This window comes from Propionicicella superfundia DSM 22317, assembly GCF_000423465.1.
Taxonomy (GTDB): Bacteria; Actinomycetota; Actinomycetes; order Propionibacteriales; family Propionibacteriaceae; genus Propionicicella; species Propionicicella superfundia.
In genome coordinates this window covers 434,920-455,405 of record NZ_KE384022.1, presented here as the reverse complement: position 1 = coordinate 455,405, position 20,486 = coordinate 434,920, and the positions used below count along the sequence as shown (strand labels likewise).

Here is a 20,486-nt window from a genome sequence, read left to right as displayed (position 1 = left end):
TGGATCTCGACATCGTCGAGGCGGTTGCGGGCGAGCCGGTCGACCTTGTGGACGATGCAATACGTCACCTGATGGCTCGCGATGTAGTCGAGCATGCGTTTCAAGTCCGGCCTGTCGGCGGAGCGGGCGGACTCCCCAGCATCGACGAACTCCGCCACAATCCGCGCACCGAGAGCTTCAGCCTTGCGGCCGTTGGCTTCGCGTTGCGCCGGGATGGAGAACCCCTCGTCGCGGCCACCCTTCGCGGCCTGTTCCTTCGTGGAGACGCGCTGATAGGTCACCGCCGTAAATGCGAGCTTCTCGTCAGCCTCGGCTGGTGCTGGGAGTAAGAGGGTCATCGTGCTGTCCTTCCTTGGCCTCGCCAGTGCTGTCGCCGGGGCCGTTAGTTTGATCGTCTCGCGCGGGAATGGCGCGGTCCTGGGCTTCTTCGTGGTGGAGCTGTTCGGCGAGGTGCAGCACCAGCGCAACGAGACGGGCGGTGTCCGGTTCCTCCAGCACGCGCGGCGTCGCGGTGATGCGGCGGCCGGTATCGGTGGTGCGGGAGAAGGGCATGGAGGAGAGGTGCACACCCCCGCTCCGGAATCCCCGCACCCGTCATGGTCAGAGCGCCCGCAGGTGAGCCCGTCGATCCGTCTGCCGCCCACGCTGATCCGGTGGCACTTCCTCGCGCGCGGCGTCGAGCTGCTTGGCGAATGCGTTGCTGCCGTCGAGGGCGGCGTGGAATCCCTCGATCTCCTCATCGGTCAGTTCGATGGCGAGTTGGTGGAGGTCGTAGCGTTCCCACCAGTCCGTCAGCTCACCCCAAGTGAGGACGAACGCCCGTGTCGGGAAGGGGCCGTCGCTGCGGCGGATGGGGACGGGTTTGCGGATCTTCTTCCGCTTCGCCCGCCGCTCCGCCTTGGCTCGGGCGAGTGCTTCCGCAGCGAGCTGGTGCAATTCGGCGGTCGTGCTGCCGGGTAATGCTTCGACCTCATCGTGGACGCGAGCATACGCAGGCCCGACTGCTCCACCGGCTTCGATTCGGTCCAATTCCGCCCGTGCTCTCGCCCGGAGATCGTCGGGCATGGTGGTGTCGGTGGCGATCTTTTCGAGGTATCCGATCTTGTCGAACGTCGCATATGAGACCCCGCCGGGAACCATCGTTGCGGCCTGCTTTCGCACGGCCCCGGTGGGTCCGAGTTCCGGTGGTGCAAACCGTGCGGGACCGCCTGGTCGGTGCTCGCTGCTGAATTGCGTGGCCTCTTGCCGCTTCTGTGCATCCTCAGCAAGCAGCGCCTTCAGCTCCCGGTAGAGGGCGGCACCCTCCATCGGTGTGAACGGCTTGTGCAGCGCGTTCTCATCCTGCTCAGCGAGTAGCTGCCCGAGTCGGTCGGAGAGGCCGGAGCGTACCCACACGCGGACCGTTTTCCAGCCGAGCTGTTTGATCGCCGCGAGACGCCTCGCCCCGCAGATCAGGAAGCCTTCTGGCGTGATGGTGATGGGCTGCAGTAATCCGAGCCGTTTGATCGACGCTACGAGAGGACTCAGGTCGCCGTGATCTTTTCGATGCCGGTTCCCTACTTGGATCGCGGGAACCGCCCATTCCAGGCCAACCATGCCCTTGTTATCCGACATGCCCCGTTCACCACTCGGCTCCGGGAGCGGATTCGGAGAGGCCGACGACGAGATCGTCGTCCGCAAGCAGCAGCCCTACGGTTTCCCCGATGAGGAGCCGCATCAAGACACCGCGCCCGGCGTTGGTGGCGGCATACATCGGTTCTGGGTGTCCGAGCATCGCCCGCAGCAGCACCATCCACGATGGGGCCGGATGTCGAGCAGCACGCGAACCTGCTTGTCCTTGCGGAGCGCGTCGTACGCCGTGTGCCGGGCACCGGTGCGCATGAGGGCATCACAGATCTGCTCAACGCCGCTCTGGGCGACATCGGCAGGCCAGCCGAGCAGGACGAGCAGTTCGATGGCTCGTGCGACGGCAATAAGCACCGGCGTCGAGGTATCTGCGCTCTCCTCGACACGGTTGTATTGCTCATCGATGGTCTTCAACAACGGATGGTCATCCACGATCGGATGCACGCGGGTGCTGAACCGATCCGGGTCGCGGAATGACGAGACGTGCGCACGGCGTGCCTGATGCACCGAGCAGAGGAGGCCTTGCGCACGTTCTTCGTAGATACAGGTGATCCGCACCGCGTGAGTGATAACGCCCCAGGGATCGCGGGCCTCCCGCGTCGATTTCGCCCGCATGACTTGGAACGCTGCTGAGACCGCTTCCCACGGATCGAGTTCATGCCTACGGGCGAGGTTGGCGTACTTGTCGCAGACGAACTGCATGAGGTCCGCCGCGACAGGGTCGTGCGCCCAGGCTTGGTCACCGTGTTCGTGGAGCTGGCACAGCAGGCAGCGCAGTCCTTCACTGGTGCGGAACTGGCGAGTTCGTAGATCGGGTGAATCTGGTTGTGGGGTGGTCTTGGTCATGGCTTTCACGCCTCCTCGTGTGGAGGTGCGTATCAGCCATCCCGTCGGTGGCGGAACCCACCTCGCTTATCGACTCAACGCCTTGTCACTGTGCGAAGGTCAAGGCCCAGGCGAAGGAATCTTTCGATCGCTCCGAACGTTTGACCTTGTCACGGTGACAAGGTGTGAAGTAGGTTGAGGAGGTATTGAGATGGTCGAAATGAGAACGGACACACCAGGAACCCGGCTGAGGGATGCCTTGTCGGTCACCACCGCGTCGGCGCGCTTGCAGGCTGCTTTAACGGCCGGCACTCGGCCGGATGAGTCCTACATCGAGGTGCTTGTAGAGCGTTGCGGGGTGGAGCCGGACTTCTTCGTCCGGGACATGCTGACGTGGGCGTTGACCCGGCATGACCCTGCGTTGACGGTGGCGGCCGTGTTGCCTCAGCTTCGTTCCGCATCGGCTCAAGCGCGCAGCCAGGCGTTGCATACGCTCTCGAAGATCGGTGACCCTGCAACGGGAGCTGCAATCACCGTGGATCTCCTCCACGACGAGAACGTCGAGGTGGCTCGTGCAGCATGGCGTACCGCCGCCGGACTCGTCCCTGCCGGTCACGAGGCTGAGCTGGCCGAGGAACTGGTCAGCGAACTCGGGCGGGGAGATCGCGAGACGCAACGTAGCCTCAGTCGCGCGCTCGCCGTCCTTGGAGCCGCTGCTGAGACGGTCGTCGAAGACGCGGCGAGCAGCCAAGACCAGGCAGTGAGTGCGCACGCTGTGGCGACGTTGGCGATCATGGCTGACCCTGATGAGGGGTTCGATGCGGCGATCGCGGAAGCGAAGCGGGTTGTCGCTCTTCGTGGGGCACCAACGGTGAAGGAGCAGTAGTTGCTGATCGGTGAGGTGGCGCAGCGTTCGGGTATCAGTGCCCGGATGCTGCGTCACTATGACCGGATCGGTTTGGTGTCCCCGTCAGAGCGAACAACGGGTGGATACCGGGAGTACTCCGAGAGCGATATGCGTCGGCTGTTCCACGTCGAAGGGTTGCGCTCTCTGGGGTTGAGTCTTGCTCAGATCGCGGACGTGATCGATGATCGCGCGTTCGATCCCGCAGTGATGGTCGAGAACGTCATCGAACGCACGCGGGAGCAGATCACGCAGGGGCAGGAGCTGGTGCAGCGATTGGAAGACGTGCAGGCCACCGCCCCGAAAACCTGGGCTGACGTCCTGCACACCATCGGACTCATCCGAGGGCTGGAATCACCAAGCCCTTCACATCGACAGCAACTGGCCTTGAAAGCGGCGGAACCCGACCAGAGAGATGTTCCCGTACTCGTCGAGGCCATGCTGCGCGAGAACACTGAAGACGCTGCCGGTGCCCTGCAATGGGCGATCGCCCGAAGCGGGGACGCAGCGATCCCTGCTCTTACCCAGGCCTTGGACTCCCCGGATAGCGAGCGGAGGCGTCGCGCGTTCGATGCCCTGGTGAAACTCGACACCCCTGCCGCCGTGCGGGTCATCATGGGATTGACGAAACATGAGGATCTTCGTATCCGAAACCGCGCGATTATCACCCGCGCGCAACACGGTAGAAAAGGCTCCATCGCCGCACTGATCGGACTCATCAGCACCGGTCAGGACGATGTTGAGGCCGCTGACGCGCTCACAGAACTCGCCCTCCGCGACGAGCAAATCCATCAAGTCATGGCCGCGCTGGCAAAGGCGTTGAAGACCGCAGAACCCGACGCCCGCCGGCGCTTGGTCGGCGCACTGAACGATCTTCCGCCGGACGCGACAAGAGACACGCTGACGTCGCTTCTCGATGACGAAGACCGCGCCACAGCACTCACCGCCAGATTCATCCTCGACACGCAAGCCAAGAACGACCAGGCATAGCCGCAGGGCGCTCAACGTGCTCCACGAACGAACCGACCGCCTCGAACGCCAGCACCGACGTTTGAGCTGCCACGCGTCTTGCAGATGGGGTTTCAGTGCTTGCTGAAAGAATCGATCTATGCCCTCTCCGCAGACACTCGACGACGCCGACCGGCGTCTCGTCGCGCTCTGGGCTGCGGACTGCGCAGAACGGGTGCTGCCACTGTTCGAGGTTGAGGCCCCCGAGGATGATCGCGCGAGGGATGATATCGAACGTACCCGTGCTTATGGTCGCGGCGAACTCGATACCGCTGGCGAGATCAAGCGGAGATTCGACGCCGGGCGTGCGGCGCAATCGGTGAAGTCACCCGCAGCGGTAGCAGCCGCTCGCGCTGCCGGACAAGCTTCGGGCGTGGCCCATATGGGAGCCCATGCTGTCGCGTACGCCGCAAAGGCCGCTTCACTCGCGGCGGCCAACCAGGAGACCGCACGCCGTAACGAGGTCCGCTGGCAGATCGACCACATGACACCCGACGTTCGAGCAGCGCTGTCGAAGTTGCCCCTGCTCGGGGAGAACTCATCCGGGCCGCTAGGAACCGGACTCCTGGCATCGGGCGTGCTCGCCGTGACGATCCGCGAGATTCAAGCCGAGCTGTCCAACGATGTCGCCGCAGGCTGACCTCCTTCCAAGCGCACCCAACTGGCCTCGACTTGCAAGAGGCGTGCCGTCTAAAAAGTGGGCCTGCGCGGGAAGCTTCAGACAGCGGTGCGGCGCACGGCAGAGGGACATCACGAACCGGCGAAGTGGCGAGCCTGATCGGCCGCGCACGTCTTCTGAAAGACGTGTGGCAGTTCAAAGGGTGCGGGCGGGTGCGGTTCTGATTCGGGTCATGGGACACCTGCAATGTCGACCGTTACGCGGTCGACGAGTACGACCTTCGCTTCCAGCGGGGAAGCGAGTTCCGGAAAGAAGAGAGCCAAGTTGACGCCGTCGCTGACGGAGCTTCGGTAGATGACTCCTTGATACCCGCGCTTCTTGATGAACTCACACAGGTACTGGCTTGGTATGTACTCAAACGCGGCGCTGCGTGGTTGCACAGGCTTCGTAAGTTCTTCACCTAGCCGCTCCAACAACGGCAGGCCAGATCGGAGTGCTGCGATCTGCTCCGCGTTTTCGAGGATGAAGGGGGAAGCGCTTTTTCGCGGGTCTCGGAGATCCACAGCGAGGATGGAAGGCACCTGGAAGCTTGCGACACACGCCTTCTCTCCGGTGTGCGGGCGCACTTCAGAAACGGCCGTCTTGGCAGTTGAGCCGAGGTACAGGTACCGAATTCCTGCAGGGTTCGCGCGTCCGTGCCCAGCAAGATGAGCAGGCGGGGCGCCCATCTCATCGAGAGGAAGAGGCTTGTCGTCGGAGAGCAAGCGCGAGCGATGCCACAGGTCGGTGATCTCTGTAAGTGCATCCGCTGGCGCGATTAGCTGCTCTAGCAACTCGGCCAAGCGGTCGAGATCAATTGGCTCGTCGAGGAACCAACGGTTACGGTGCATCATCTCGTCGCGGAGATCTTCCCATCGTTGAGGCGTCTCATCGACCAGCAAATCAATGGGGACGAAGGACTGCCGGACGATCTCACCGTCGTTGAGGATCTCAGCGAGAAGCTCCTTGGCGTGCGCTTCATCCATCGCAGGGTGATCAAAAAGCCGCCAATCTTCCGCCAGAAGCGCCGCCAGAGACCTGCCTTCACCGTCGGCCGCATAGCAGTCGACCACCATCTCAAACCACTGGCTCAACGCGGAAGGGTCGATAGTGGTGGTGTTCCTGGTTCCGCAATAACCGCAGTCACCGTCGCGAGACTGGCCGGTACCGTCAGCGATGACCTTCGGGATGATGCTCCGGGTCAGTCCCGGATCTCCGAAACAATCTGCACAGCAGTACTTCTTAGCCATTGCTGTCGGCGGAGTGGTAGCTGGCGAGTGTCTCCAAATGGTGCTTGATTGAGAGCTTCTTTACATAGCCCAATCCGGGAAAATGACCCCGCTCATGCAGAGCTCGAAACTCAAGAACCGCGCTAGTTTCGAGAAGATTAGAGTCGCCAGAATCGAGTTTGGCAATCAGTTTGCGCAAGGCCTGAGCGAACTTTCCGGCCGGGTCGGTAGGGGTATCGTTCGTATCAGACTTGAAGTGGTAGATGAACATTGCGTCATCCTGGTTCGGGTCAATGAAGGTCAGATGGATAGCTACCGCATATGCCGGACCGCCTCCCTCGCTGTAGTTGTCTCCGACCGTGAGAAAGTCCCCGTATCCGTCCATTCCCTGCTCTGGGTAGGTGATGTGGAGGTCTGAGAACGCCTCAATGGGCGGATAGTCTGCGTTCTTCATCTGAACGAATCCGTCGCCAACCAGAATTCTCGGTCTTCCGAGGAAGTGCCTCCTGTAGAGACGGTTTGCTTGATCTTCCAGGAAGACGTTGCGAAAGCGCGCCGCATCACCTGCGAGCTGATCCGACAGCGCCCGAGAATCGGTAAATCCAGCGTGGATCAGAGTCGTTCCATCAGCGCTGAACTTTCTTGCCAGCTCTACCGCGTGGGTCAGGCTTGTTTCGGTTGTAAGGAGAATTCCGGCACTTATCGCGTCGTTTCCTCGGTAGGCCTGTTCCAGAAGCCCAGCAATGTTCTCGCCGTTCTCGCGATGGTCGCCGTGGCGTGGGTTGACCACTACGACCGCTTCGGCACCGACATCAGCCAAGGAGCTAAGGGCCTTCTCCAGGCCTCCCAGAGACTCACGGACTGGCTCGATGATTGGAACGAAACCAGAATCTGCGATCAGGCGCGCCGATTCGCGAATGGCGATTAGCTCAAATTGCTTGCCCCGGAAGTACGGGTAGTACATGTGATCCTCACTTCCAGGCAAGAGCCTCAGTTAGCGGAGTGTCAACAGCTTCCTTGATGCGGACTCTGCTCTTGGGGGTCGGCTTTGCGGCCAGAGAAGCCGCTCGAATCGAAGTAGGTATGGAGTTGATGAACGAGGCAAGATTGGCTTGGGAACGGCCCGTCCGGAGGGCTCTCACCATCTCCTCATGGACGGCAGCCGGATCCAGACCGGCAAAGATCCGGTCAAGCTCTGAACGAATCTGAGTGTTTGGCACGCGAGGAACCTTGTGCCCGAGCCGACTCAGGATCGCAGTAGCCTCCTCGATGCGCAGGACTTTAAGAACCATTGTGGGGACGACGCGCTCGGGTCTGTTCTGCGCTTTTCGAGCCGTTTGGAACCTGAAACGTTCGGATAGCGTGATGACTCCAACATCTTCAGGTGTGACCTTGAGCACGCCGGAAAGATGCGACTCGCTGACGACTACGTTCACTGTGGCGAAAACCTGACGATAGTTAGATACTTGGTTTCGCAGTCTGGCTAAAGAGTCTCGCTCAGACTTTATTTCGTATGCAGTGGATGTTCCGTTTAGAACTACCACGTCCGCTTTGCATGATCCCGCGCGGACTTCGTTCAGCAGCGTTGCAGTGTTCAGGCTGTGCCGCCCGAGAAGAATCTTCTCTGTGATTGCGGCGCGATAGACGTAATCATCACGGAATCTGGACTTGCTCAGCAGTTCGAATGCTTGGTCGAAAACTGTCCCGACCGTCGCCTCGGGTGACGCATAGGCAGCGAGACGGGTGCGGTCGAGTAGCCTAGTAAACAACGGAGAACGAGCCTGCGTGCCAAGGTCTCGAAGCACTGTCGCGGAGAAAAGGCGGCTCAGCGCTGATGCCTCATTCTTGTCGATATCCATGCGCTCTCCCTCCTTTGCTCTGACGATGTGCTAACCTTCTGATCCCTCCAAGAGTATCGTGCGACCAGCGCTCGTGCCTTGGATGGCTCGCCAGGTTTGCGGCGGTTGTCGGGTGTATCCGTGCCGGGGCTGCGCGGCGTCTAGGCTCGGCGCACATCAGGAAGCGGAGCCCTTCGTGTACCGCCACACCGTGCTGCGGTGCTTGCCGAACCGCTCGGCGATCGAGCGGACACTCTCGCCGCTGGCCTTCGCCGTTCTCATAGCGTCCACTTCCTCCGGCGTGGGAGGCGTTCTCGGTGGTCTGCTCGGCTCCGTGACGACGTCAAAGTCCTGCTCCCGCCGTGCCGTCCGGTTGTCGCAGACACCCCGCCTCGCCTGATCCCACACCGCTTCCAGCCGCTTGAACCGAAGCAGTTCGTTCGGTTCAAGTCCGACGAGCTGCGCCACCATGCGTGTTGCTGCGGCTTGTCACGATCGCCGATGCCTCGCAGGAACTGACCGCCAGGTTGCGAGGCATACCGCCCCGGTGGACGCGGCCTCCCAGCGGTGACCGCCACCTTGCAAGGCATACGGCGCCGGATCCGGGCCGGATAACCCGTGCAACGTGGCGGTCACCCCGGAGCGGCCCGGCCACCGGGCCTCGTATGCCTCGCAACCTGGCGGTTACGCCCGATCTCGTCGACGACGCCTGGTGCGCGGAGCCGTCCCCGGGCGGTCCGAGCGGCCGGGGAGGGCGGTCGAGCAGCGCAGCGGACGGGTCGCCGACGGTGAGAGGCTCCCGCCTCTTCAACCTGTTCATCTGGAAGGCCTACACCGGCGAAGACGTGAAGACCTACCTCACGGCGTGACCGCGGCCCGGTCATCCGGTGCCCCAAGACCACGGTTCCCGTCCCGTTCGACCCGGGGCGGGAACCGTCATGCGCGGCTGACCAGGGCGAGCAGGTCGTGCCATGCCTCGACCTTCGTGCGCTCCCGGCCGCGGATCGAGCCGCGGGCGATCTCGGCGGCATCGATGCGGCGCCAGTCCTCCAGGGTGCTCGGCCGGACACCGCGCCCGGCGAGGGTGGCGACGAAGTCGCTGAGCGGCCGCCGCGGCAGAGTGGCGAGATCCTCCAGGACGTGACCGGCCGTCTCGGCGGCGTCCTTCCGGTTGCTGCCGATCAGGCCCACCGGCCCGCGCTTGATCCAGCCGACCGCGTATTCCCCCGGGCGCGCCGACCCGTCGAGTTCCAGCACCCGCCCCTCGAGGTTGGGGATGCGGCCGTCGTCGAACGGGACGCCGGGCAGCGGGACGCCGCGATACCCGATCGAGCGGAGCACCAGGTCGGCGGGGACCGTCAGCTCGCCGGAGGCCGGGGGCCGGGTTTCGGGAATCACGGCGTCGGGAGGACCGTCTGCGGCGCCGGCGCCCGGTCCGTCCGCGGGCTCCAGCCGAACGGCCTCCACGTGCCGGTCACCCAGGATCTCCACCGGCCGGTGCCAGAACACCAGGTGCAGTCGCCGGGATGCGGTCAGGCTCCGGATGTCCGCCGCGTCCGCGATCGCCGCGACATTCGCGCGGGCGCGCCGGTCGAGGGCGTCGGTGTCGATGGCGCCGAGATCGCAGCCGGTCACGCTCACACCGTCCCCGGCCGTGTGCAGCAGTTCCCGCAGTTCGGGCGTCGTGAAGCTCGCGTGCTCGGGGCCGCGGCGCCCGACGAGCCAGACGTCCTCGATCCGCGCGGTGCGCAGTTCGGCGAGGACGGCGTCGGGCATGTCGGTCGCGCTGAGCTCGGCCGGATCCTTGAGCAGGATGCGGGCCACGTCGACCGCGACGTTGCCGACACCGACGACGACGGCGCGACGGACGTCCGCGAGCGGCTGCGGTGTCGCATCGGGGTGGCCTGAGTACCAGGCGACGAACTGCCGGGCCGAGCGGCTCCCGGGAAGGTCCTCGCCGGGGATGCCCAGGTGCCGGTCGTCCTCCGCCCCGATCGCGTACACGACGGCGTCGTAGCCGCCTCGCAGTTCGGGAACGGTCACGTTCCCGCCGAGGTCCACCAGACCGAGGAACCGGACGCGGGGTGCGTCGAACACTCTCGCGAGGGTCGTGGCGACGGCCTTGATGCCGGCGTGGTCGGGAGCGACCCCGTAGCGGAGCAGCCCGAACGGCGTGGGCAGGCGGTCGAAGATGTCGACGCAGAGGTCGTCATCGGTGCCGGTGAGGAGCGCGGCGGCGGTGAAGAGTCCCGCCGGCCCGGCGCCGACGATCGCCACTCGTCTCGGCTCGTCCATCACGCGCGCCCGCACTGTGCCATGGCCAGATTGTGACAAGCGCGGATGACGTCTGGCTACGCGCGTCGCCGCGCGGCGTCCAACTCATGGGCAGCCTCTCCCCGAGGTGGCCCGCGGTGCCTATGGTGAATAAGGTTAGACAAACCTAACTAATTGGTGGGGCATCACCCCCACCGATCCCGACGGTGGAGGCGACGTGCTGGCGACCTTTGTGATCGGCCTGCGAGAGGGGTTGGAGGCTGCCCTCATCGTCGGCATCATCGCCGCCTTCCTGCGCAAGAACGGCCGGTCGCTCACGCCGATGGCCATCGGCGTCGCGGCAGCCGTCGCGCTGAGCCTCGCGGTCGGGGTCGCGCTCCAACTGATCGAGGCGAGTCTCCCGCAGGCCGCCCAGGAGGGAATGGAGACGGTCATCGGCGTTGTCGCCGTCGTCTTCGTGACCGGGATGGTGCTGTGGATGAGCACCCACGCGCGCGGCATGAAGAAGGAGCTGGAGGCATCCGCGAGCGAGGCGCTGGGCGCGGGGTCGACCCGGGCGCTCGTCGTGATGGCGTTCCTCGCCGTGCTCAAGGAGGGTTTCGAGACGGCGGTGTTCCTCCTCGCCACGTTCTCAGCGTCGACGAACCCCGTGGCGGCCGCAGCGGGCGCAGTCCTCGGCATCCTGGCCGCCGCCGCGGTGGGCTACGGCCTGTACAGCGGCGGGCTGCGGCTCAATCTCGGTCGGTTCTTCACGATCACCAGTGGTTTTCTCGTCCTCGTCGCGGCCGGGCTCGTCGTCAGCGCGCTGGGCAGCGCGCACGAGGCCGGGTGGCTGGACGCCGGCCAGCAGAAGACCGTGGACCTGTCCTGGCTGGCCCCGAACGGCTCCGTCCGCGGATCCCTGTTCACCGGCGTCCTCGGGATTCCGCCCGACCCGCGTCTCATCCAGGTCGTGGGCTGGCTCGCCTACGTCGTTCCCATGTCGCTGTACCTGTTCTGGCCGCGCGGTCACCGCCCGAGCGCGGCCGCCGGGGTCCGGATCCGCGCGGGTGTCGCCGCCGTCCTCGGGGTCGCGGCCGTCGTCCTTGCGGCCGTCGTCGGGCCTGCGACGATGCCGGCTCTCGGCGCGGCCGAACTGGTGGACGACGCGGGGGCGTCCGTGGGGAGCGTCGCCCTGGAGGACGGCGCCGCCCGGATCGTCGCCGCAGGGGCGTCGGAGGTCATGGAGCTCAGCGGCGGGACGACCGTCGCGCACGCGGGGGTCCCCGACGCCGTCGAATACGCGCTGACGCTCGACGTCCCCGTGTCCGGCCTGCCGTCGACCCTGACGCTCGCGCAGCTCGCCGAGCTCAACGGCGGGCGCCTGCCGGTCGGCGTCAGCCCGCAACAGGCCCCCGGCCCCTTCACGGCGACCTGGGCGCGCACGGGGGAGCGCCGCCTGTGGCTCGCCGGCGGGGAGATCCTCGACCTCGCCGAGACGGATGTGACCACGGTCACGCTCACCGGCGGCGGGCTGGCCACGTCGCGGACCTTCACCGTGGCCGGGGACGTCCCCGGCGGTGCGGCGGTGTCCGGCGGAACGCTCGCCGTTCCCGACGACCGCGTCGGTGCCGCCGCGAGCGCGGCCGCGACGCTGCGAGCCGATGTGGTCGAGCGCCGCTTCTGGGGACGCACCTTGCCGATGCTGCTTGCTGTGGCCGCCCTCGTCGTCCTCTTCACCGCCTGGCGGGCCCATCGCCGGGTGTCGACTCCAACCCGCGGCCCAGAGGCCACGGTTTCCGTCCCAACAAGGAGAAATGCGAATGTTGCGTAAGCGCCGGTCGCTGCTCGGCCTGAGCATCGCCACCGCCCTGACCGTCGGCATGACGGCCTGTAGCGCCCCCGCCACCGCGCCGTCCGCGGCGGGCTCCGGCTCGGACGACGCCGCTCCGGTGTCGAACGGCGCCGCCCAGGTGGCGATCACCCTGAGCAACGACGGGGGCGACACCTGCACGCTCGACCATGCCTCGGCCGCCGCCGGGCCGGTGACCTTCACCGTCACCAACGCCAGTTCGACCGCGATCACCGAGGTGGAGCTGCAGAGCGACCTCAAGATCATCGGCGAGAAGGAGAACCTGGCTCCGGGGCTGCCGTCGTCGAGCTTCACCGTCACGCTGTCCGGAGGCACGTACACGGTGTACTGCCCCGGCGGGCAGCCCGAGACGCAGCAGTTCACGGTCACGGGCGAGGCCGCGGCGGCGCCGACCGGCAGCGCCGCCCAGGTGCTCACCGCGGGCACGACCGAGTACGCGGCCTGGGTCGTGACGCAGGCCGAGGACCTGCAGACGGCCGTGTCGACGCTACGGAAGGCCGTCGACGCAGGAGACCTGGACGCGGCGAAGACCGCCTACGTCCGGGCCCGCCCGTTCTACGAGAAGATCGAGTCGGACGTCGAGGGGTTCGTCCTCTCCGGCTACGCGGTCGACGACAACTCCGGAAACCTCGACTACCTCATCGACATGCGAGCCTCCAGCCTGGACGACAAGGTCGGCTGGTCGGGGTTCCACGCCGTCGAGCGGTCCCTGTACAAGGATCAGCGGATCACCGACGAGACCAAGGGCTACGCGGCCGGTCTGGAGACCAACGTGGGCAGGCTCGTCACCTTGGTGAAGGCCCTCACCTACAAGCCGGAGGACCTGGCCAACGGCGCCGCGAGTCTGCTGGAGGAGGTGCAGGCGAACAAGATCACCGGCGAGGAGGAGGAGTTCAGCCACATCGACCTCGTCGACTTCGCGTCCAACCTGGAGGGGGCCAAGCAGGCGTTCGCCTGCCTGCAGCCGGGGCTGGAGAAGATCGATCCCGAGCTGACCGCCGAGGTCGCGGCCCAGTTCGCGAGCGTCGACAAGGCGCTGGCTCCCTACGAGGACAGCACGGCGGCGGGCGGATACATCCCGTGGACGGCCGCCAACCGCGCCACGCACGCCAAGGGGCTGAGCCAGACGGTGCTGGCGCTGCAGCAGCCGTTGCAGCGGATCGCGGAGAAGGTGGCCACGGCCAACTGAACCCGCGCCGGCAGGAGGAATCGACCGAAGGAAGCTGACGAGCGATGCAGCAGGAGGACAACGCGATCCCGGGCCCGGCGGAGACCCCGCCGGGCCCGGAGGGCGTGCACGACCACGAGGAGGCCGAGGCGCGCGAGGCGTCACCGCGCAGGGGACTGTCGCGACGCGGCCTGTTCGCGGGGGCGGCGGGATCCGTCGTCGCCGGCGCGCTGCTGGGGGCGGGAGGCACCGCCGCGGCGTACTCGGCGGGCCGCGCGGACACGGCCTCCGACGAGGCCGATGCGGTGGATCTCTCCGCGGCCGTGCCGTTCTACGACCAGGGGCATCAGGCCGGCATCGTGACGCCGCCGCAGCGCTACGCGACGTTCATGACCTTCGACCTCGCCGACTCGGCGACGACGACCGATCTCCAGGTGCTGCTGGCGCGGTGGACGGCCGCGATCGGCCAGATGGTGCAGGGGCTGCCGATCGGCGTCGTCGAGCCGTCGCGTCCCGACGCGGTCGGTGTCGACACCGGCGAGGCGGTCGGCCTCAACCCCGCATCCCTGACCGTGACCGTCGGGCTGGGGCCGGGAGTGTTCGACGACCGATTCGGGCTCGCGTCCAAGCGGCCGGCGCTGCTGGCCGACCTCGAACGCATCCCGGGCGACCGCCTCGACCCTGCGCTGTCGGGCGGCGACCTGTCCGTGCAGGCGTGCGCCGACGACCCGCAGGTCGCCTACCATGCCGTGCGCAACCTGGCCCGGATGGTCACGACGACCGCGCAGACACGCTGGGTCGTGATGGGATTCGGCCGTGCCAGCGCGGGCGCGGGCCAGCAGACGCCGCGCAATCTGTTCGGCTTCAAGGACGGCACGCGCAACGTGACCGGCGAGGCGGAGCATGACCGGTTCGTGTGGCTCGACGATGCGGGCTGGATGGCCGGCGGCACCTACCAGGTGGTGCGGAAGATCCGGATGACCATCGAGAGCTGGGACGCCGACCGCGTCTCGGACCAGCAATCGGTGTTCGGGCGGACGAAGGACGAGGGCGCCCCCCTCGGCGGTGCCGCCGAGTTCGACACGCCCGACTTCGTCCGCACCGACGACTCCGGCACCCCGGTCATCGATCCGTTGTCGCACATCGCTCTCGCAGCGCCGGAGAACAACGCGGGCGTCAAGATCCTGCGGCGGTCCTACAACTACACCGACGGCCTCAACGCGCAGGGACTGCTGGACGCCGGGCTCCTGTTCGTGTCGTATCAGAACGACCCCGCCCACTTCGTGACCCTGCAGCACAAGCTCGGCCGGTTCGATCTGCTCAACGAGTACATCCAGCACATCGGCTCGGCCGTGTTCGCGGTGCCGCCCGGTCCGGCACGCGGCGGGTACATCGGGCAGGCGCTCTTCGCCTGAACCCCGATCGCTCACCGACGCCGGGCATTCCGGTGCGCCTGGGTCATGTTCGAGGCCAGCGATCCCCCCGGCCTGCGCCGCAGCCATCCGCCCGGCTCATTTGTCGGCTTTCGCGATGCCGGCGAAATCTCTCGTGCACCACTGCCTACCCTGAAGCAGGCGACTGTGGGCGGTGCCCCCGGAAACGCTGCATGGCTGCGGCGGGAAAACCGGGGACGGTCTGTGCGGGAACAGGCTGACGTGCGTTGTACGCGCCGCCCGTTTCTTGGAAGGGAATTCCGGTGAAACTCCTGGAACCGGGCCGGATCGGCAAGATGGCTCTGAAGAACCGCGTGTTCATGGCACCCATGGGCACGACGACCGAGGAGGACGGATCGTTTCACGACCGCTCCATCCGCTATCTCGAGGAAAGGGCGATCGGCGGTTTCGGCCTGATCATCACGGGCGCGAATCAAGTGTCCACGGATTACGAGCAGAAGGCCTGCAACATCCTCGGCTCGGTCCGCTCGGTGCAGCAGCTCAATTGGCTGGCGCGGCGTATTCACGCCAATGACGCGAAATTGTGCGTCCAGTTGACGGTCGGGCTGGGCCGGATGCAGTTGCCGTTCGCGGCGGAGGTGGCCCCGCTGGCGGCGAGCGAAGTCGAGTCGTACTGGTTCCCCGGGCTGATGTGCAAGCCGCTGAGCGTCGAACAGATTCAGGATCTGGTCGTCAAGATGGGCGCGGGCGCGGCGGCGGCGAAGGCCGCGGGCGCGGATGCCGTCGAGGTCCACGGCTACGGCGGCTACCTGCTCGACCAGTTCTGCTCCACCCTGTGGAACACCCGCACCGACGAGTACGGCGGTGACCTGCGGGCGCGCATGAAGTTCGGGCTCGACTGCGTCACGGCGATGCGCGAGGCCGTCGGCCCCGACTTCCCGATCCTGTACAAGTTCACCCCCTACCACGGTGTCCCGGGCGGCCGCGAACTCGAAGAGGGCCTGGAGATGGCGAGGATCCTCGAAGAGGCGGGCGTGGACGCGCTCCATGTCGACATGGGCTGTTACGAGGCGTGGTACAAGGCCATCCCCACCGTGTACCAGCATGCGCCGTCGCAGGCCTGGCTCGCGGCGGAGGTGCGCAAGGTCGTGTCGATCCCGGTCCTGGCGGTCGGAAAGCTCAACGACCCGAACATCGCCGAGCGCGTCCTGCAGGAGGGCAAGGCGGATTTCATCGGGCTCGCGCACGGCGCCCTGACCGAGCCTCACTGGGTCAACAAGGTGCAACGCGGCGAGGCGTACGACATCGTCCCGTGCATCGGCTGCAACGAGTGCCTCTTCGCCGGGTTCAAGGGCGGTCACTACCAGTGCGCCGTCAACCCGCAGTGCTACGCCGAGGACTTCTTCCCCGTCACCCCCGCGACCGCGCCGAAGCGGGCGCTGGTGCTCGGCGGCGGCCCCGGCGGGATGGAGTTCGCCATCACGGCGGCGGAACGTGGCGTCGAGGTCGAGCTGTGGGAGAAGGGCGCGCGGCTCGGCGGGACGCTGTGGGCGGCGGGCGGTCCGTCGTTCAAGTCCGACGTCGCCGACTACGCGACCTATCTGACGAACAAGACCTTCCGCAGCCATGTCACCGTGCGGACGATGAAGGACGGGACGGCCGAGGAGATCCTCGCCGGCGGGTGGGACAAGGTCGTCCTCGCGACGGGCGCCCACCACGCGATGCCGCCCATTCCCGGTATCGACGGACCGAAGGTCGTGACGGCCGGAGATCTGCTGACCGGGCGCGCGGAGCACGGTGCCCGCGTGGTGATCATCGGCGCCGGTCTCGTGGGCTGTGAGACGGCCGCGATGTGTGCGCAGCGAGCCGACAGCGTGACGGTCATCGAGACGCTGCCGAAGATCCTCATGAGCGTCGAGCACTGCCGGAACAACGAGCTCGCCCTCGCTCAACTGCTCGAGGACTCCCAGATCGCGTTCATCACCGACGCGCGGGTGACCGACCTCGGTGAGGAGGCCGTGACCTACCTGAAGGACGGGCAGACCACGAGCATCGAGGCCGACACCTACGTGATCGCCGCCGGGTACACCCCCAACGACGGGCTGTACGAGCAGCTCGCCGGGCGGGTCGACGTCTCCGTCATCGGGGACGCCGTGAAGCCCGACAGCATTCTCAAGGCGGTCCACCAGGGGTTCCACCTGGCGCGCAGCCTCTGAGGCGGGCTCAGCCGAGCAGGCGGGACAGGCGTCGTGCGCCCTCGCGCAGGACGTCGTCCCGCTTGCAGAACGCGAAGCGGAGCAGGGTCGGATCCGCATCGGGATCGTCGTGGAACACCGTCACGGGAATCGCCGCCACCCCGGCGCGGGCGGGAAGCTCCCGGGCCAGGGCGAGCGCGTCGGTGACCCCGAGCGGAGCCATGTCGGCGACGACGAAGTAGGTTCCGGCCGGAACGGCGACGGGCAGGCCGAGGGACGTCAGCGCGTCCACCAGCAGGTCCCGTTTCGCCTGCAGGGCGTCTCGCAGGGAGTGGAACGTCTCGTCGGGGAGGCCGAGCCCGGCGGCGACACCGGCCTGGAACGGCCCGCCCGCGCCGAAGGTGAGGTACTGCTTCACCGCGGCGACGGCTGCCACGGCGGGCGCCGGGCCGGTGACCCAGCCGACCTTCCATCCGGTCACCGAGAAGGTCTTGCCCGCCGACGAGACGGTGAGCGTCCGCTCGGCCATCCCGGGCAGCGTCGCGATCGGCACGTGGGGCACGCCGAAGGTCAGGTGCTCGTACACCTCGTCGGTGACCACCCACGCGTCGTGCTCGACCGCGAGCCTCGCGATGAGTTCGAGCTCGGGGCGGCTGAACACCTTGCCGGTCGGGTTGTGCGGCGTGTTCAGCAGCACGAGCCGGGTGCGGTCGGTGAACGCGGCGCGCAGCGCGTCCTCGTCGACGGCGAAGTCGGGGAACGCGAGCGGGCAGGTGCGGCGCACCGCGCCGGCCAGGTCGACGACTCCGGCATAGGCGTCGTAGAAGGGGGCGAACATGACCACCTCGTCGCCCGGTTCGCAGAACGCGAGGATGGTGGCGGCCACGGCCTCCGTCGCGCCGACCGTGACGAGGACCTGCGACGCGGGGTCGACCTCGAGCCCGTACCAGTGACGTTGGTGGGCGGCGATCGCCGCCAGCAGGTCGGGACGACCGGAGAGCGGCGGGTACTGGTTCTGGCCGGACTCCAGGGCTGCGGCGACGGCCTCCCGCAGTGCGGCGTCGGTGTCGGGGAACCCCTGCCCGAGGTTCACCGCATCGTGGCGCACCGCGAGGGCGCTGATCTCGGTGAAGATCGTCGTCTCGTGATGGCCCATCCTGCTGACGAGATGCATTGCGTCACGGTAACAGTGGACGGGTGGCAGCCCGGCGGGCGCTCGGCCCGCATCCTGCGGACTTGTGTACCGAATGGCTCCGGTCCACCGCCCCACTCGCCCGGGATGCGGCCTTTTGTACCGTCTGCGGCGCCGAGGGGCGGCCATAGTGCGCACATCGGCGCATCCGCGAGGTCGACCTCCTGCGACGCGGCCCATTCGGGCCAGAAAGTCGCAGTCATGCGTTCAGGGCGCGCGCGATGCGGTCCATCACGGTGCCGGGCCACAGATGGATCTCCTTGCCGAGCCAGCGGACGAAGCGGAAGCCGAGGTCGCGCAGCACCTGCTCGCGTTCCTTCTCCTGCAGCATCGCGTCGGCGTCGGCGTACTTCACCCGTCCGTCCGCTTCCCCGATCAGGCACTGTTCCTCCCAGTAGAAGTCCGGGTACAGGACTCCGGCCGGGGTGGTGAGCGGGAACTGGCATGCGGGAAGGGGCAATCCCGCGAGCGCCATGTGACCGTAACTCAGCGATTCGATCGCGCTCTCCCTGAGCGGATCGGCGTACGTGAGCCAGTGCTTGCCCGGCCGCATCCGCGGCCGGTCCATGGCCTCCAGCAGCGGGGCCTTCGCGGCCGCGACCAGCCGGGGGTTCCGCAGATCGCGCCTGCGCGGCCCGCTCATCAGGTCTCGGCACTGCCGGCGCAGCGCCGCGTCCAGCACCATGAGAGCGGACGGGGACTCCATGCCTCCGGCCACATCGGCGGCCGTCCGTGCGACGGTGGTGATCCGGGCACCTGACTCGGTCAGCGTGACGTGGTGGGGCGGCAGCGGAGCCGTCGACTGCTCCAGTCGCCGGGAGCGGCTGCTCCGAAACCCCCGTCCCGCCGGGAGCGTGATCCACACCGGCTCGTCGGCCCAGTCCGTCCGGAGCAGCGGCAGCTCCCAGTACAGGGCCGCCGCGCGATGCGAGACGGCGCCGTCGGGTCGGTAGACCTGCTCGGCGTGGGCGCGGACGAGGTGCTGTTCCGCCTCGCCGACGGGCCACCTGGCGGGGTCGAGGTAGACGCCTTGGCGGACGCGCACCAGGCGGCCCCCGGCCACCGCGGTGCCGATCCGGCGCTGGGTGAGCCCGAGCGCGACGAGGTCGCGTCTCCGGGTCGGGACGGCGGGGGGTGCGAAGGGCTGAGGGATGCGCATGCTCCGTCTGTGGGCACGTGGGCACGGATCGGTCCCCGGCACCGCGTGACTGTGGACAGGGCGCCGCGTCGTCCACAGCCGGATGCGACGTGCGACGTGACACGTCCGGCTCGCGGGCCGGTGCCGATCCGGCGTCCGAGCGGCGACTGTTGCGCACCCGCCGACCATTGTTTACGGTGTTCACATCGGATGCCCGTCGAAGGGAACGACATGCAACGGATCACCCCGAACCTGTGGTTCAACGGCAATGCGGCCGAGGCGGCCGACTTCTACGCGCGGGTGCTTCCCCGCACCACGGTCACGCACACCGACTACTACCCGACGGACGGACTGCCCGATTTCCAGCGGGACATGGCGGGCAAGGAACTCGTCGTCGAGTTCGAGGTCGACGGGTACAGGTTCCTGGGCATCAACGCCGGGCCCGAGTTCCCGATCAACCCGTCGCTGTCCTTCATGCTCAACTTCGACCCGTCCGTGGACGCCGCCGCGCGCGACCGGCTGGACGAGGTGTGGGCCGCCCTGTCCGAGGACGGCACGGTGCTGATGCCGCTCGGCGCCTACGACTTCAGCCCGCGATACGGCTGGCTGCAGGATCGCTACGGGACTCCCTGGCAGCTCATGCTGACCGATCCCGCGGGCGAGCCGCGCCCGTTCGTCATCCCGTGCCTGCTGTTCGGCGGTGCCGCGCAGAACCGGGCGGGCGAGGCCGTCGAGTACTACACGTCGGTGTTCCCCGGCTCGCGCGTCGGGACGCTCGTCCCGTATCCCGAGGACACCGGTCCGGCCGCGACGGGCAGCGTGATGTTCGCCGACATCGAGCTGGCGGGGCAGTGGCTCGCGCTCATGGACTCCGTCGTGGAGCAGGACTACTCGTTCACTCCCGGGGTGTCCCTCATGATCGCCTGCGCCGACCAGGCCGAGATCGACCACTTCTGGGACGCGCTCTCGGCCGTCCCGGAGGCCGAGCAGTGCGGATGGTGCGCCGACAGGTTCGGCGTGAGCTGGCAGGTCGTGCCGGGCAACTGGAACGAGTACATGGAGCGCCCGGGCGCATACCAGAAGATGCTGCAGATGAAGAAGATCGACCTGGCCGCCTTCGGCTGACCGGAGGACGTCCGGTTGCGGCGTCGTCCCGGACCGGGACGGGGCCGGGCCCCGTTTCCG

At 67.0% G+C, this 20,486-nt stretch carries 20 protein-coding genes; 9 read left to right on the top strand and 11 right to left on the bottom strand.

Annotated elements, in window-relative coordinates; genetic code table 11:
• The 4 genes from G555_RS0115675 to G555_RS20595 all read right to left on the bottom strand — a co-directional run.
• On the bottom strand, positions 1–338 hold a 338-nt coding region (locus G555_RS0115675), incomplete at its 3' end, for a recombinase family protein (RefSeq protein WP_169337941.1).
• Positions 304–552 carry a hypothetical protein gene (locus G555_RS0115670; RefSeq protein ID WP_156887596.1) on the bottom strand — a complete coding sequence of 83 codons (249 nt, stop codon included), beginning with the start codon at positions 550–552 and terminating at the stop codon, positions 304–306. The genes G555_RS0115670 and G555_RS0115675, both read right to left, overlap by 35 nt.
• A gap of 48 nt (positions 553–600) precedes the next feature.
• A complete protein-coding gene (locus tag G555_RS0115665; protein WP_028709584.1) occupies positions 601–1,614 on the bottom strand; it encodes a ParB N-terminal domain-containing protein in 1,014 nt (337 codons plus the stop codon).
• A 102-nt stretch (positions 1,615–1,716) separates the two neighbouring features.
• Positions 1,717–2,472 carry a hypothetical protein gene (locus tag G555_RS20595; RefSeq protein WP_211223281.1) on the bottom strand — a complete coding sequence of 252 codons (756 nt, stop codon included), beginning with the start codon at positions 2,470–2,472 and terminating at the stop codon, positions 1,717–1,719.
• 190 nt (positions 2,473–2,662) lie between these two features.
• On the opposite strand from G555_RS20595, the gene G555_RS0115645 reads away from it, so the two are divergent.
• The 3 genes from G555_RS0115645 (at position 2,663) to G555_RS0115635 (ending at position 5,003) form a co-directional block, all read left to right on the top strand.
• On the top strand, positions 2,663–3,337 hold the full coding sequence (locus G555_RS0115645; protein WP_028709582.1) for a HEAT repeat domain-containing protein: 675 nt from the start codon (positions 2,663–2,665) through the stop codon (positions 3,335–3,337).
• Entirely contained in the window at positions 3,338–4,345 is a 1,008-nt protein-coding gene (locus G555_RS0115640; protein WP_028709581.1) for a MerR family transcriptional regulator, read from the top strand.
• 118 nt (positions 4,346–4,463) lie between these two features.
• Complete coding sequence (locus G555_RS0115635; RefSeq protein WP_028709580.1) at positions 4,464–5,003, top strand: putative immunity protein; 540 nt, start codon at positions 4,464–4,466, stop codon at positions 5,001–5,003.
• A 209-nt stretch (positions 5,004–5,212) separates the two neighbouring features.
• On the opposite strand, the gene G555_RS0115630 is transcribed toward G555_RS0115635, so the two are convergent.
• The 4 genes from G555_RS0115630 to G555_RS22915 all read right to left on the bottom strand — a co-directional run bounded on the left by G555_RS0115630 (position 5,213) and on the right by G555_RS22915 (position 8,370).
• A complete protein-coding gene (locus G555_RS0115630; RefSeq protein ID WP_028709579.1) occupies positions 5,213–6,271 on the bottom strand; it encodes an RES family NAD+ phosphorylase in 1,059 nt (352 codons plus the stop codon).
• Entirely contained in the window at positions 6,264–7,214 is a 951-nt protein-coding gene (locus G555_RS0115625) for a sce7725 family protein (RefSeq protein WP_028709578.1), read from the bottom strand. The genes G555_RS0115630 and G555_RS0115625 overlap by 8 nt, the downstream gene beginning before the upstream one ends.
• A gap of 7 nt (positions 7,215–7,221) precedes the next feature.
• A complete protein-coding gene (locus tag G555_RS22035; RefSeq protein WP_084635326.1) occupies positions 7,222–8,109 on the bottom strand; it encodes a sce7726 family protein in 888 nt (295 codons plus the stop codon).
• Between the two features lie 156 nt (positions 8,110–8,265).
• Positions 8,266–8,370, bottom strand: coding sequence for a helix-turn-helix domain-containing protein (locus tag G555_RS22915; protein ID WP_211223280.1), 105 nt, complete (start codon positions 8,368–8,370; stop codon positions 8,266–8,268).
• Positions 8,371–8,753: 383 nt separating this feature from the next.
• Between G555_RS22915 and G555_RS0115615 the strand changes: the two genes are divergently transcribed.
• On the top strand, positions 8,754–8,957 hold the full coding sequence (locus tag G555_RS0115615) for a hypothetical protein (RefSeq protein WP_028709577.1): 204 nt from the start codon (positions 8,754–8,756) through the stop codon (positions 8,955–8,957).
• Positions 8,958–9,024: 67 nt separating this feature from the next.
• On the opposite strand, the gene G555_RS0115610 is transcribed toward G555_RS0115615, so the two are convergent.
• Entirely contained in the window at positions 9,025–10,383 is a 1,359-nt protein-coding gene (locus G555_RS0115610; RefSeq protein ID WP_028709576.1) for an FAD-dependent oxidoreductase, read from the bottom strand.
• A 196-nt stretch (positions 10,384–10,579) separates the two neighbouring features.
• Between G555_RS0115610 and efeU the strand changes: the two genes are divergently transcribed.
• From efeU to G555_RS0115590, 4 genes are all read left to right on the top strand, one after another.
• Complete coding sequence (efeU, locus tag G555_RS20590) at positions 10,580–12,175, top strand: iron uptake transporter permease EfeU (protein ID WP_036923252.1); 1,596 nt, start codon at positions 10,580–10,582, stop codon at positions 12,173–12,175.
• Positions 12,165–13,403 carry an iron uptake system protein EfeO gene (gene efeO / locus G555_RS0115600; RefSeq protein WP_211223279.1) on the top strand — a complete coding sequence of 413 codons (1,239 nt, stop codon included), beginning with the start codon at positions 12,165–12,167 and terminating at the stop codon, positions 13,401–13,403. The genes efeU and efeO overlap by 11 nt, the downstream gene beginning before the upstream one ends.
• A 44-nt stretch (positions 13,404–13,447) precedes the next feature.
• Positions 13,448–14,797 (top strand): iron uptake transporter deferrochelatase/peroxidase subunit, encoded by a 1,350-nt coding sequence (efeB, locus tag G555_RS0115595; RefSeq protein ID WP_084635324.1) that lies wholly within the window; start codon positions 13,448–13,450, stop codon positions 14,795–14,797.
• Positions 14,798–15,078: 281 nt separating this feature from the next.
• Positions 15,079–16,992, top strand: coding sequence for an NAD(P)/FAD-dependent oxidoreductase (locus G555_RS0115590; protein WP_036923249.1), 1,914 nt, complete (start codon positions 15,079–15,081; stop codon positions 16,990–16,992).
• A 7-nt stretch (positions 16,993–16,999) separates the two neighbouring features.
• Here G555_RS0115590 and G555_RS0115585 read toward each other — a convergent pair whose 3' ends face one another.
• Positions 17,000–18,145: an aminotransferase class I/II-fold pyridoxal phosphate-dependent enzyme gene (locus G555_RS0115585; RefSeq protein WP_036923246.1), complete on the bottom strand. Its 1,146-nt coding sequence runs from the start codon at positions 18,143–18,145 to the stop codon at positions 17,000–17,002.
• Positions 18,146–18,362: 217 nt separating this feature from the next.
• Entirely contained in the window at positions 18,363–19,322 is a 960-nt protein-coding gene (locus G555_RS0115580) for a type IV toxin-antitoxin system AbiEi family antitoxin domain-containing protein (RefSeq protein WP_028709571.1), read from the bottom strand.
• Between the two features lie 210 nt (positions 19,323–19,532).
• On the opposite strand from G555_RS0115580, the gene G555_RS0115575 reads away from it, so the two are divergent.
• Positions 19,533–20,426, top strand: a complete 894-nt coding sequence (locus G555_RS0115575) for a VOC family protein (RefSeq protein ID WP_156887595.1) — start codon at positions 19,533–19,535, stop codon at positions 20,424–20,426.
• Positions 20,427–20,486 lie beyond the last annotated feature (60 nt).

Bases quoted from the DNA above. Each gene is read 5' to 3' on its own strand.
- G555_RS0115580 (WP_028709571.1), bottom strand. From the start codon at position 19,322: ATGCGCATCCCTCAGCCCTTCGCACCCCCCGCCGTCCCGACCCGGAGA.
- G555_RS0115635 (WP_028709580.1), top strand. From the start codon at position 4,464: ATGCCCTCTCCGCAGACACTCGACGACGCCGACCGGCGTCTCGTCGCG.
- efeO (WP_211223279.1), top strand. From the start codon at position 12,165: ATGTTGCGTAAGCGCCGGTCGCTGCTCGGCCTGAGCATCGCCACCGCC.
- G555_RS0115615 (WP_028709577.1), top strand. From the start codon at position 8,754: ATGCCTCGCAACCTGGCGGTTACGCCCGATCTCGTCGACGACGCCTGG.
- G555_RS0115585 (WP_036923246.1), bottom strand. From the start codon at position 18,145: ATGCATCTCGTCAGCAGGATGGGCCATCACGAGACGACGATCTTCACC.
- G555_RS20595 (WP_211223281.1), bottom strand. From the start codon at position 2,472: ATGACCAAGACCACCCCACAACCAGATTCACCCGATCTACGAACTCGC.
- G555_RS22915 (WP_211223280.1), bottom strand. From the start codon at position 8,370: ATGAGAACGGCGAAGGCCAGCGGCGAGAGTGTCCGCTCGATCGCCGAG.
- G555_RS0115645 (WP_028709582.1), top strand. From the start codon at position 2,663: ATGGTCGAAATGAGAACGGACACACCAGGAACCCGGCTGAGGGATGCC.
- G555_RS0115670 (WP_156887596.1), bottom strand. From the start codon at position 552: ATGCCCTTCTCCCGCACCACCGATACCGGCCGCCGCATCACCGCGACG.
- G555_RS0115665 (WP_028709584.1), bottom strand. From the start codon at position 1,614: ATGTCGGATAACAAGGGCATGGTTGGCCTGGAATGGGCGGTTCCCGCG.
- G555_RS0115630 (WP_028709579.1), bottom strand. From the start codon at position 6,271: ATGGCTAAGAAGTACTGCTGTGCAGATTGTTTCGGAGATCCGGGACTG.
- efeB (WP_084635324.1), top strand. From the start codon at position 13,448: ATGCAGCAGGAGGACAACGCGATCCCGGGCCCGGCGGAGACCCCGCCG.
- G555_RS22035 (WP_084635326.1), bottom strand. From the start codon at position 8,109: ATGGATATCGACAAGAATGAGGCATCAGCGCTGAGCCGCCTTTTCTCC.
- G555_RS0115610 (WP_028709576.1), bottom strand. From the start codon at position 10,383: ATGGACGAGCCGAGACGAGTGGCGATCGTCGGCGCCGGGCCGGCGGGA.
- G555_RS0115575 (WP_156887595.1), top strand. From the start codon at position 19,533: ATGCAACGGATCACCCCGAACCTGTGGTTCAACGGCAATGCGGCCGAG.
- G555_RS0115625 (WP_028709578.1), bottom strand. From the start codon at position 7,214: ATGTACTACCCGTACTTCCGGGGCAAGCAATTTGAGCTAATCGCCATT.